8 protein-coding genes and 1 tRNA gene are annotated in these 13,325 nt (G+C 41.1%); 8 read left to right on the forward strand and 1 reads right to left on the reverse strand.

Annotation, left to right across the window (positions count from 1 at the left end):
* The first annotated feature begins 8 nt into the window (after window positions 1–8).
* From AAC000_RS08560 to AAC000_RS08595, 8 genes are all read left to right on the forward strand, one after another.
* Window positions 9–635 carry a flavin reductase family protein gene (locus tag AAC000_RS08560; RefSeq protein WP_339721818.1) on the forward strand — a complete coding sequence of 209 codons (627 nt, stop codon included), beginning with the start codon at window positions 9–11 and terminating at the stop codon, window positions 633–635.
* A 116-nt stretch (window positions 636–751) separates the two neighbouring features.
* Window positions 752–828, forward strand: a tRNA-Pro gene (locus tag AAC000_RS08565).
* A 291-nt stretch (window positions 829–1,119) separates the two neighbouring features.
* Complete coding sequence (yegD, locus tag AAC000_RS08570; protein WP_339721820.1) at window positions 1,120–2,577, forward strand: molecular chaperone; 1,458 nt, start codon at window positions 1,120–1,122, stop codon at window positions 2,575–2,577.
* A gap of 1,105 nt (window positions 2,578–3,682) precedes the next feature.
* Window positions 3,683–6,304, forward strand: a complete 2,622-nt coding sequence (locus AAC000_RS08575) for a TonB-dependent receptor (RefSeq protein ID WP_339721822.1) — start codon at window positions 3,683–3,685, stop codon at window positions 6,302–6,304.
* Window positions 6,305–6,573: 269 nt separating this feature from the next.
* The gene (locus AAC000_RS08580) at window positions 6,574–7,458 is read left to right on the forward strand and encodes a helix-turn-helix domain-containing protein (protein ID WP_339721824.1); all 885 of its coding nucleotides are present in this window, start codon (window positions 6,574–6,576) and stop codon (window positions 7,456–7,458) included.
* 168 nt (window positions 7,459–7,626) lie between these two features.
* The gene (locus AAC000_RS08585) at window positions 7,627–8,250 is read left to right on the forward strand and encodes a c-type cytochrome (RefSeq protein ID WP_339721826.1); all 624 of its coding nucleotides are present in this window, start codon (window positions 7,627–7,629) and stop codon (window positions 8,248–8,250) included.
* The gene (locus AAC000_RS08590) at window positions 8,250–9,473 is read left to right on the forward strand and encodes a cytochrome c peroxidase (protein WP_339721828.1); all 1,224 of its coding nucleotides are present in this window, start codon (window positions 8,250–8,252) and stop codon (window positions 9,471–9,473) included. Before AAC000_RS08585 ends, AAC000_RS08590 begins: the two co-directional genes overlap by 1 nt.
* Window position 9,474: 1 nt before the next feature.
* Window positions 9,475–10,995, forward strand: a complete 1,521-nt coding sequence (locus AAC000_RS08595) for a parallel beta-helix domain-containing protein (protein WP_339721830.1) — start codon at window positions 9,475–9,477, stop codon at window positions 10,993–10,995.
* 75 nt (window positions 10,996–11,070) lie between these two features.
* On the opposite strand, the gene AAC000_RS08600 is transcribed toward AAC000_RS08595, so the two are convergent.
* Window positions 11,071–12,984, reverse strand: a complete 1,914-nt coding sequence (locus AAC000_RS08600) for an EAL domain-containing protein (protein ID WP_339721832.1) — start codon at window positions 12,982–12,984, stop codon at window positions 11,071–11,073.
* Between the last annotated feature and the right edge of the window lie 341 nt (window positions 12,985–13,325).

The raw sequence follows: 13,325 nt of genomic DNA on the forward strand, positions 1-13,325 counted from the left end.
GAGTGTTTGTGCCAGATAATGCGCATTTTTATCAACCCAAGGATGGCCATCAATTATCCCATGATCCATTCAATGCGATTATAGCCCCTCGTCCAATCGGTTGGATATCCAGCAAAAGTGCAACGGGGCAGGTTAATCTGGCCCCTTATAGTTTTTTTAACGCCTTTAATTACCATCCACCTATCATAGGTTTTTCCAGTATTGGCTACAAAGACAGCGTCAGAAATGCAGCTGAAACAGGACAGTTTTGCTGGAATTTGGTTACCCGTACGCTCGCAGAGTCAATGAATCAAACGAGTGCTGCAGTAAACTCGGACGTCGATGAATTTGAATTGGCAGGCCTTGTTAAGGGGCAATCCAAAATAATTGACGTGCCTTATGTTGCACAAAGCCCTGTGGTGATGGAATGCAAAACCTCACAAGTGATTCAATTGCAAACTGCCGAGGGCGCTAAGTGTGAAACTTGGATGGTATTTGGTGAAGTTGTAGGGGTACATATAGCCAAGTCAGCAATACAATCGGGTATTTATGATACTGCTGCGATGGAACCTGTGATGCGCGGCGGCGGAGCGGCGGATTATTTCTCTGTTAGCGAGCTGCAGAAATTTCAATTGTTTCGTCCAAAGCAAGATTAAAGCGTTAAATTTCACATTAAATAGCCAATCTTGGCTAAGGAATGTGCAACCAACACAAATTAGCTCGATTTAGCGTTGCAAACAAAAAATATTTCCGTAAACTGCCCAGCTTCGGTCGGTGTGTAGCGCAGCTTGGTAGCGCACTTCGCTGGGGGTGAAGGGGTCGTAGGTTCGAATCCTATCACACCGACCAATTAATTTATTATCTCCCATATTTGAATTATCGTCTCATGGTAGCGGTGTTCATAGCTGGGGGTGAAGGGGTCGTAGGTTCGAATCCTATCACACCGACCAATTCATTCTTTTGATTTGTAAGACGTTCAGGTTTCAACTTCTATAAAACTTCTTAATACCCCTATGAAATATCTCTACCTTAGCCATGCTACAAATTTAGATGACCTACTCACTTTATTAACTTCCAATATCTCATTTATATCATCTATTTAACTCTTAAAATATTAACTTGTTACAAGGCTCAATTCTTATGTTTGCAGGATTAGATTTCGGCACATCCAACTGCTCAATAGGCATCATTGAAAATGATGAGCCTGTACTTATTCCATTAGAAGACGGTGAAACAAGACTTTCGTCTTGCCTTTTTTTAGAGCACGGCGTTATCCAAGCTGGAGAGATTTCAGAGATGGAATTGTCTAAGCGAGTTAGCGCAGAAAAAGCCGCTCAATCACAACGAAATACTAGTGCTGACTCGTCCAAAGATACACGTACACTAAGTGATGAAGAACTGGTGAGTATTTTCCGTAAACAAATACGTAAAGAAAATCGTGAGGATGCTAAAACTAACCAAAAATCACAAAGTGTGATGCAAGCGCTGCAATCCAACCGCGAGGTTATCTTTGGTAAAGAAGCAGAATTAGCGCATATTTCTGATCCTGAAAACGGTTTTTATATCAAATCACCTAAATCATTTCTTGGCGCAAATATTTCCGCTGCTCAGCAGGTCGTGTTTTCAACAGTAGTTGAAAAAATGTTGTCTTTTATTAAACAAGAAAGTGAGTATGTTAAGGGCATTGAATTAGATCAAGTGGTAATCGGCCGACCTGTAAATTTCCATGGTTTACAGGGCAATGATGGTAATAAACAAGCCTTGAAAATTATCGACAACGCCGCTAAGAAAGTTGGATTTAAAGACGTTGAATTTTTGATGGAGCCAATAGGCGCTGCCTACCATTACGAAAGACAACTGACACAAGACAAGGTGGTGCTTATTCTCGATTTGGGTGGCGGGACAACGGATTGTTCTATGCTAAAACTTGGGCCTAGTTACATTCATTCTGACACCAGAGAAACTGGTATATTAAGTTATTCGGGTAAAAGGGTAGGAGGCATTGATCTTGATAACAAATTGGCCCTAATGACGATAATGCCCCATTTTGGTAAAAACGCCATGTTAAGCAACGGCCTACCTGTGCCAATTACCTTATTTAGCCAAGCAGTGAATATCAATGATGTCAGAGCACAGCAGGAGTTTAGTGCGAATAGAACTGGCATTGAGCTCGAAAGATTCTGCCGTATGTGCCAAGACAAACGACTCGAAAGATTAAAACATTTAAGGGATGGTAAGCTAGGACTTAGGCTCAGCCAAAGTGCTGAAATGGCCAAAATTCAGCTATCAGATAACGAAAATATAGATTTACCACTTCAGTATATAGAAAATGATCTGATGGTACCTATCAGTCGAGTGGCATTGAGCGACGCTATCAAGGATGAATTAAGGCAATTTGAAGTACTCATTAACGAATGTGTACAACTAGCGGGAACGCAACCCGACAGCATATTTGTTACCGGAGGCACAGCGATGTCACCCGTCATTCAAGGATGGATAAATTCAATCTTTCCAAACGTTGAAGTGGTAATAGGTAACCACTTTGGCAGTGTCACATCCGGCTTGGTGACACATGCACAGCGGGTGTTTAGAGGATAACTATTTATCCTTGGCACAGTTAGATAAGGCAGCAAGCCGCGCATTGCAACCCAAAAACGCAGCTTATGTTTTAGTACGCTTTTTAATTTTCCAATGTGAATTTATGACCATTTTTCTAATTTAGTCATCTATCTATTGTTATACTTTATTTTACATCCTCGGCTTACTAAAAACTGACAAGGATAGAATGTGAATTCAGGGAAAGATTATCCATACAAACACATCAACCGGAAAATAACTCGGATTCCTTCGTATTTTCCGGTTACGTTAAGCGTTATGTTTCTTTTGTGATATGCACTATTACGAGCAATCATTAGGCAGAGGTATGGAGCTCTTTGTTGGAGTAATTCTGATCTCCATACTTTGATTTTTGCAGTGCTATTCGGCTTCATTTTATCAAAGACTACATTTGGTTATTCTTCTGTTTTAGGCTCCATTATTTTAGCTATTTGTTCATTTGGGTTCGGTAAACTTGGTTATAGATTGCTGTTAAACAAACCCAGAAAAAATGGCGGTTTGTTAAGTAATAATGGTCTTAAATTGGGTTGTATCTTGTTTGGCGAGAGTTCAATTTTATGTGTGGGCATTTCTATAATGCAACACGAATTTAGCTTATTCATAACAGCTCTTGGTATGTTAACCGCCTGTTTGTATGGTTGGCAAATGGCTAAGAAGCGTCAAATCAATGAAAACATTACTCTCAAGAAGAACCGGTTAGGCAGATAACCGAAATCGATAAGGAAGGTAAAGTCGACCTTGCCTTTGAAGAGACGGAAAGTCTAAATACTAGGTGAAGGTCTCCCTTTTTCTAAAGTCACTGGTGGCACTTTTGCCAAATTTGTATTTTATCGACTGTTGCGATTGATTACAGTGTGCCGAATTCCACTCATTTCTGATTAAATCTATAAGAATTTTACATTTATTTTACAAGTGCATGTGCAACCTCATTACTCTGAAACCTCTAATTTTAAAGGGCTTTGCAATAATCCGTCAGCCTGATGGATAAATTCGTCTGTTTAATACTAATTTTTAGTAAGTATTAATTTTTTGGCACTTTTATAGTCGCGATTAGAAATACAATAATAACTCTAAACTGGGGTAAAGGATGAAAACTTCAAAAACGACTAAAGTTGTGCAGTTTATACCAAAGAAACACATTATTGCTCAGGGCGTGTATTTGGCCATGATATGTTTGACGACTAGCCCTACAGTGAGTGCCGAGGAGAGCGAAAAAGCTAGCGCATTTGAAGTGATTGAAGTAACTGCACAAAAGCGGGTGCAAAACGTAATGCAAGTGCCTATAACTGTGGGCATTGTTAGTTCAGACCTGCTGGAGCAAAGTAATTCTATTATGCTCGGTGATATTGATAAGTTTATCCCCGGTTTTGATTTTAATGATGGCAGCGTGACTCAAGCTGGAGTCAGTATTCGCGGTATTTCTAGCCCTAACATTTCCGTAGGCGGTGATCCTTCATCAGCGACGTTTTATGATGATGTTTATATGCCAAGGGCGGCACAAAACGTACTTTTCTCTGACATTGAGCGTATCGAAGTGCTTAAAGGCCCCCAGGGTACCCTATTTGGTCGAAATGCGGCCATGGGTGTTGTGAATATTATCCCTAAAAAACCAATCGATGATACCGAGGGGTTTGTGAAACTTAGTTTAGGTACAGATTCCTTAAAACGAGCCGAAGCAATGGTGAATATGGCGTTATCTGACTCTGTTTTTATACGGGCTAACTTGTTGAGTAACACCCAAGATGGTTTTGTTAAAAATATCTCTGAGCCCCAATGGAACAACAATTCTAAAATATATGACCTCGGGGCGCTGGATCATCAGGCCGCTAGACTCTCTTTATTGTGGGACCTAGCAAAGGGCAGTGAATTTCAATTGTCAGTCGAACTTGATGATCTAAATCAAGCGCCACCAATGGCTGTGGGGCTCAGTGAATTTGCCCTTAATGGTGGAAGTGATCCCTTCGCCGCTAAGGTTGAAAATGATGTGAAACACGGCATAGAAAGCAGAGACATGTACGCCGTTACCGCCAAGTTTTTACACGACTTTGATGAAAACTGGTCAATGAAATTTGTGACCAGTTATCGCAACTGGGAAACCGTAAATCGTGAAGATGAAGACGGAACGGCTAGGCTTAGCCGTTACTTAGATACCTCGAATAATGAAGACTCAAGTATTTTTTACACTGAGTTACAAGTGAATTATGTCAGCGATAAAGTCAGTGCTGTGGCGGGCTTTTCTTATTCCAAAGAGGATGTTTCGCAGCAAACAGAATTGAACCTTACAGCCGATACCATAGCTCGCCTGACCACTGGTGAACTAAATAATACCATTCGTGCTGGTGTTGCCCAACAACTTGCCGCCGCGATAGGGGGTAATTCTGATGACATTGCTGCAGCTGTGTTTGGTCCCGGCGTAACTTTTGAAGCAGCAGTCGACAGCACCTTCGCAGCGTCAGGTTTTCCTGTTGACCACATTTGGAATGCCGACGAGTGGGCTGGCGCTTTGAATGCTTTAGGTTTTGCAGAGCCCATCCTGCAAGCGTTAGGGATGCCAGGGGCGACTCTCAATGGTGACATCATCGCACAAACCGGTGACTTAACTTATGACTTAGTCTCTGGGCAACTAGGTGTGCCCGAGATATTTGGTCCAAGTCACAGTGGTGAGTTTTGGCAAGAGAATATATTTAATACCGGAGATTTTACTAATTGGGGCGTTTTTGCTGATGTGGATTACGCCCTTACGGCTAAATGGCATGTTATTGCAGGTCTGCGTTATTCAAAAGATTCAAAGGATTTTAGCTGGTTTATCCCTGTAACCAGTTTCGCTGAAGTAAGGCCTGGAGTCAGTAATCAATTATTTCCACAAGTTGATATTACGGCTTCTGACTCTTGGAGTAAAGTGACGGGGCGCTTAGTAACTAATTACCAAATTGATAAAAATCAGATGGTATTTGCGTCTTATTCAACAGGTTATAAGTCTGGTGGATTTGACTCCTTATCCCCTATTGATCAATCTGCAGGACAATCCGCATTTGCCCCAGAAGACTCAAGCAATTTTGAGGTCGGTTATAAAGCCCTGCTTGGGGAAAGTCTAATAACCAACATCAGTTTTTATCAATCCGAGTTAGATAATTTTCAGGTTGCAGTTGAATCGCGTCAGCCTGATAGTACAACGGCTGTTCCGACTATTATTAATGAAAACCGACAGATTGCTGGTGTCGAATTAGATATGCGTTGGATGGCCACTAACTCACTGACTCTGGGTCTGGTTACCGAGATTCGTAATACCGATATCGATACTCCTGCTTTTTACGACAGCACAGGCGAGCTATTACCTGAACAGTCGCGGTCATCTGATGCCAACACCAATTACACACTGACATTGGATTGGGCTCCGGATTTCGATCTAGGTGCAGTAAACGTACACGTGGATTATGTGTTTGTTGAAAATAGCAACGCGGATCGTGCTGATATACAGGCCTTTGAATTGGCTATCCCTGCTTATTTGAGTGACCGTAAAAGATTAAACACGCGATTCTCTATAACAACTCATGACGAGACCATGGAGTTTGCCCTTTGGTCTCGTAATCTATTAGATGAGCGTTATGTAGAGTCCATAAGCAATATTAGTACTGCCACTATGGGTACCCCCTTTGCAAAAATTAACCGGGGTCGTGAAGTAGGAGTAGAATTTAAATATAGTTTTTAAGTGAGTATTTTAATGGGATCCACCTTCAGGGTGGATTTTTTATGTTGAGTCTGAATTCATAGCAATGCTACTGTTGTTATTCGTATTACATAATTTATAAATACACTATGTCAGAGTTTTTTGTACATTTCGCATTTGCACAGATGGCACTGTGTTTTATTTTACTCTTGCCACTTCTGAAAAAAAATCGCTCAATTCAACTGTTTGCTTTGTTAATCCTATGTGGGTGCGGTTATCTGTTAGGTGAGCTTTTTGGCCCGTTAAACAGAATGTCTATTGTTTGGTGGGCAGAATACATGGCCGGTAATGCACTTCCTGGGGTTTTCTGGTTGGTGTCATTGAGTGTCTTTTCGGATCGACAAGAGCTCAAGCGCTGGCAATTTTACGTCGCGTCAATGACCTTACTCATACCTACTCTATCCACACTTATTCAGTTGACTTTTGGTTTTGATTTACGCCAATTTACTGGGTTTTATGGGCTAGTCACCTATGGAGCGTTGGGCTTAGAATTGGTGCTTATTTGTCATGCGTTAGTGGTTGTTATAAAAAACTGGCAAGCAGATTTAGTTCAGGAAAGACGTTATATGCGCGGCAGTGTGATTGGACTTAACGCTTGTTATCTAGTGTTAGTGATAGTTGTAGAACAATTATTTGACCTTGAATGGAGTTGGTTAGACCCAGTTAAATATGCGCTACTTACTATGTTGACCACCACAATCAACATATTGTTGTTCTCGCTAAAAGAAGGTACCTTATTTGACCCCCCTCATAAAAAGCCCCAAAACATTGAACCAAAGAAAAGCCACTCACCCGAACTTAAACGGGTTTTGGAGTGTATGCTAAATGAAAAGCTCTATCGTCAGGAAGGCATTACAATAAGTGTCTTTTCCCGGCACTTGGGGATACATGAATATAAATTACGCCAAATCATAAATGGTGAATTGAATTACCGTAATTTTAATGATTTTCTAAACTTCTATCGTATCCAAGAAGTTACTGAGAATTTATCTCACACTAGCCATCAGCAACTCCCTGTTTTAACCCTAGCCTTAGATAGTGGCTTTCGTAGTTTAAGTTCCTTCAATAAAGCCTTTAAAAATCAGCACGGGATCACGCCTACCGAATACCGTAATCAACAGGCATTAAGTAACTGATGCCCTAGCGTTTTCCCCGTGAAACACCCTAAACAATAGACCGATTGATATAAAAGCTGAGTGATTTTGGAATTCGTCAGCTTTTTTCAGTATTAAGTAAGCCCTTGAGTTTCTTGAAGGCTATAGTCCCAGCAACATTTTATTTACATAAAGTTAAAAGGGCTATAAATGAGAATAGGACATTGGATCATTAGGGCGCTTTGTTATGTTGCGGTGATAGCCCATACCTACGTCCACGCCAATGATGCTCAGCAATTATACCAAAGCTGCGTTGCATGCCACGGTGAGCAAGGACAGGGAAATACAGCCTTGAATGCGCCGGCACTCGCTGGCCAATATGACTGGTATCTACAACGACAACTACAATATTTTGCTACTGGCATAAGAGGTAGCCAAGCTGAAGATACTCACGGAAAAATCATGGTGCCTTTTGCCAAAAGCATTACTGATGAGAAACAACAACAAGCGCTAGTAACTTATATTAGTGAACTCGAACCAGTCACTGCCGAGACAGATATAAAAGGCGATTTGAAAAATGGATCTCGCTACTATCATGGCAAATGTGGAGCCTGTCATGGCGGCCAAGCTCAAGGAAATACTTCCTTTAACGCACCTAAGTTAACAGGGCTAGATCCTCAATATTTTCTTAGACAAATGAATCACTTTCAACTAGGTATTCGCGGTCAGCACCAAGACGACAAATGGGGCCGGCAGATGGCCATGATGTCTAAAACCATTTCAGACAAAGAGCTAAAGGATATTTTGTTTTTTATTTCAGAGCAGGGTGAATAATGCGTCCCCTGACTGTGATGATTAGATGGTGTAGCACTCTGGCTTTAGCTTTAGTGTTTCTTCAGATCAAAGCTGAAACATCGTCTTCATTCATGCTCTCAGATGCTTGTCCGCCAGGATTCGAATTATCTGCAGAGCAGCAATGTCTTTTGGTGAATTTTTATCAATTATATAATTCGGTTCAAGGTCGTGGAGTAGGGGGGACACAAACGTCTTTGCCCAAATACCGCGACGGTTTTTCGCCGCAACAAATTGATCTTGGCCGTATATTGTTTTTTGATCCTGCTTTATCTAAAGACGGCTCTATGTCGTGTGCCAGTTGTCATCAGCCAGACAAAGGTTTCAGTGATGGTCTAGCCAGAAGCAAGGGCATTGATGGTCGACAACTAACACGCTCCGCACCATCTCTGTGGAATGTTGCATTTTTGGATAAATTTTATTGGGATGCCAGAGCCAACACACTAGAAGAGCAAGCAATAGGGCCGTTATTTGACGCTAACGAAATGGCCAATACTCCAGAACAGTTATTAGAAACACTGAATGGGAATAGCGATTATTTAGCGCTTTTTAAGCAAACTTATCCATCACGTTCGCAGATTGAATTAGATCAGGTTGTTAGCGCACTTACGGCATTTCAAAGTTCGTTGATCTCTCTCAATAGCCGTTATGACCGTTATGCACATGGCTACCATGAGGCACTGAATAAAAACGAAATAGCCGGTTTAAATGTATTTAGATCTTTTGTCGCTAGGTGTGCTGAATGTCATCAACCTCCATTATTTACTAATAATCAAATTGCGGTTATCGGAGTCCCTGAAAAAGACGGTATACCCTTTGATATTGGGGCGCAGCAGACCTATCAAGCCGCCAAATTAAGGGGAGGATTTAAAGTGCCTACATTACGTAACATCACTAAAACCAAGCCTTATATGCATGCAGGTAATTTTGATGATTTACGGGAGGCAGTTGAGTTTTACAACAAAGGGAGAGGCCATGCGATACCAGAAGGCGAAACATTACAAATACATTGGCATATATGGGAGCCAAATTTAACTGAACATGAATTAGACCTCATAGTGGCATTTCTTGGCACATTAACAGACGAAGCATTTACTCCAAAGGTGCCAGCTAGTGTGCCGTCAGGGTTGTCACCAGTCGATGCTAACTATCAACAGCAACATAATAAAAATAATCAAAAATTACTATCGAGAGCGGGAGAGTAAAATGCAAACCAGTAAAATCATTTCGGTAACGTTAATATTGGCCGCCTTTGCAGCAGGAATTTATCTTGGCAAAGGAAGCGATGACACGACTATTATTACCAACAGTAAAGGTGGTGCAAGTTACTCGGGTGGCTATGACAAAAATCAGGGGCAACAGAGTAACAGTTTAAAAAAATCAGCTGTCTCCGAGAGGACACAAGAGGGGCATACCCATGTGGTAAAGCCGGGTGATTCAATTATGGAGGCTGTAAAAGCAGCTAACCCTGGTGACACTATTCAGGTTATGCCCGGCACTTACCATGAAACCGTCTATGTAGATAAAGACGATATACGCATTATCGGGGTCATCAAACAAGGTAAACGGGCAACTATGGACGGAAAAGGCGTGTTAAACGATGCTATTTTATATTCTGGCAACAACATAGTGATAGAAAACCTGTTGATTACTAAATACAAAGGTAACGGCATAATGGGCCAGGCCGGTAATAATTTTGAGATTCGTAACAATATCATTGTTGATACCGGCATTTACGGCATTTTCCCGCAACTCGGTCAAAACGGGATTGTGGCGCATAATGTAGTGTCGGGTATTGAAGATGCGGCTATTTATATAGGCATGAGTGACAATATACACGTAGCCCACAATGTGGTATTTGATTCAGTTGCAGGTATAGAAATTGAAAACAGTCGCCACGCAATAGTGGAAAACAATTATGTATTCAATAACACCGGTGGAATTTTGGCTTTTATTACTCCTGGTTTGCCTATAAAAACTACCTTTGACGTTATTATTCGTAATAATTTTATCACCGACAATAACACTGCGAATTTTGGTGCGCCGGGTTCAACCGTCGCTGGCATTCCAGCGGGTACAGGAATTTTGGTGATGGCGGCTGACGAGGTCATCATAGAAGATAACATCATCACTGGAAATAAAACTGCTGGGATCATTATCACTGACCATGAAAATGCACCAAACACCACTATTGATCCTGGAGCTGATTCAATTCCAGACAAAATCATGCTCCTCAATAACCTGATGTCAAATAACGGTTATGACACTTTAGATGAAGTGAAAGCCTTTATGTTGACTGAGTTTAAACAAGGTAACCCCGATATAATTCAGGTTGGAAATAGTCGCGAAAGTTGCATCATCAATCGTCATCGTTATGTCACTGTTGGAATAAATGGCTGGGCAGAATGTGAGTTTACCAATACTGCCGCTATTGATAGTTATATCTTAGATGAACCTGTTGCCGCTCGCATTATTGATGGCAGTGAAAAAGGAAAAATTGCCTACTTAGGCGTTTGTGCAGGTTGTCATACCTATACAGGACGAATGATAGGTCCTCCTGTGCAAATTATTCAAGCTCTGTATATGGACAACCCACAAGGTGTGGCTGACTACATAAACAGTCCAACTAAAAAACGTGATGATTATCCAGAAATGCCACCACAGAATTATTTGGATGCAGAAACGCGGTTAGCCGTTGCGAAGTATATGTTGCAAGTTAAAAGCTAATGATAATTTTCACGTCTTGTCACTTGGACAAATGCTAATACTTTTATGACTGTATATATCAGTTGTGTATACAGTCTATAAAGGAGCGCTACTAATTGCTTGATGCTCAGCCAGTAGCGCTGTGAGTGCATCTGCTGGTATAGGTTTTGACCAATAATATCCTTGCCCAATGTCGCAACCTAATGCCACTAGTTTGTTACGTGTGGCTTTATCTTCAATGCCTTCAGCTACGGTTTTTAACCCTAAGCTTGTTGCCATACTAATAATCGCTTTGACAAGAGGCTCGTCGTGATCCGCTACACAAAGTGAGGTAATAAAAGAACGGTCTATTTTAAGTGTAGTCGCATTAAAATTACGCAAATAGGCAAGATTTGAATAACCTGTGCCGAAATCATCAATGGCTATGGTGATGCCTATTGCACTTAATGCATGGAGTTGTGTTTGAATTTGATCCGCATCATCTATTAACAAGGACTCAGTTAACTCTAATTCTAAGGCATCTGGCGGTAACCCCGCATCGAGTAAGGCGCTTTCAACGATACCCTGTAGATGCCCATCTTTGAATTGTATTGCAGAGAGATTGACTGCCACCCGCAGATTTGCAAAACCTAGTTTACGCTGCTTGGCACAGTTAATACATGCCTGCTGTATTACCCAACGGCCCAATTCATTGATTAAACCACTGCTTTCGGCTAACGGAATAAATAAGTCAGGGGCAATCATACTGCCATCGGGTTGTGGCCATCGCAGTAGTGCTTCAACAGAGGAAATTTCATCACTCTGTAAATTCACTATAGGTTGATAATAAAGTTGGAACTGTTGTTCTACTAAAGCAGGACGTAACAACTGCAATAACTTGAATTTATCATCGCTGATTTTATCCAAACTTGCATCGTAAAAGTGGTAGGTATTACGGCCATCTTTTTTGGCTTGATACATGGCAATGTCGGCTCGACGACACAATTGTTTAAAATCTGTACCATCTTTGGGCGCGCATGCAATGCCTATTGAGGCAGAGATAACCACCTGATTTTGCTGTATTTGGAATTTACCAGCACATTGGTGTACCAAGGTTTCGGCTATGGGAGCTAATTCTCCGTCGTATTCTGTAAATGGAGCCAGTAGCAGAAATTCATCACCACCAAATCGAATCAGATGCTGACTTGGCTGTAAAACTTCGCTTAACCTGAGTGTGAGCTGCTCCAGTAATATGTCTCCTGCGGCGTGTCCCAAAGCATCGTTTACGGGTTTAAAGTTATCCAAATCAATAAATAAAAGCGCAAGCTTTTGTTGTTTTTGTTCGCAGTGTGCTAAGGATTGGGCAAAAAGTGTTTCACCATAAAGTCTGTTAGGTAAATTGGTCAGGGGATCGTGATGGGCCAGATGTTGAATTTCCGCTTTGTTTTGTTGTACTTTGGCATTTTCTCGCTGTAATGACAGCATCAGACGTTTAATATCATGTACTAAAATGTAAACACTAAATCCTGTCACCACAAAAATAACAACGATAAAGGTTAAATGTGACCAGCTTAATGTGGGGATATTAGGTGTTACAAAACCACTGAGTGTTAGCCACACGATAGAGCCGGTTAGTAAAATCACAAATAATAAAACAGATACAAATAACCCCACACCTCCCAGTAGCGCACCGAAAATTAGTAAAGCTGGATACCCAAGGATTGCTAAATCAAACAAACCCGCACCCGTAAGCGCCAATGCAAATAACATGGCAGCCAAAGACCCTATTAAAGTAAATGCTGACGTTTGTACTTTGTGTTTAAAAGCAAAGCCTAAGGCTATTATGAGAAAGCCAAGACCAACAGAAAAAATAGTAAGAGTAATGCCTCTAGCCACAATAAGCGCAACCATTAATCCGAGAGCACTTGCTACGCAGATTTGCATCAACCTGTGACGACGGATCTCGCCAAAGACATCTTTTTCAGCAAACCCCTGCGTTACACTGACTTGGGGCTTTTTGTTTTTGACCATAGTGTATCCTTGGATTGGGTTGTGCTTACTTTAACGTCTAAAGCCAATAAAACCAAACAAGGAAGATGCTGATACGACTTTAAATGCATATTCTGTAATTTTTCTGTTTGATGCGCCCAAAAAATACAGAATTTGCTAGGTTGGTCTACTGTATAAACGCAATATTTTTGTTTTTAGATCATTTTTGTAGATTGCTATTTTCAAGCGAATTTAAATGGCGAATCGAGAAAATAATCGTAAAACCTAGGGGAAATGCTTCACGTGTTTTTAGCGGCTTTATGTTGATAATGATTGAGACATGACGCTCTTAGATAATGCTTAAAAGAGTTAGTAACGGCTGC

This window comes from uncultured Paraglaciecola sp., assembly GCF_963977085.1.
In the GTDB taxonomy this organism is placed as follows: domain Bacteria; phylum Pseudomonadota; class Gammaproteobacteria; order Enterobacterales; family Alteromonadaceae; genus Paraglaciecola.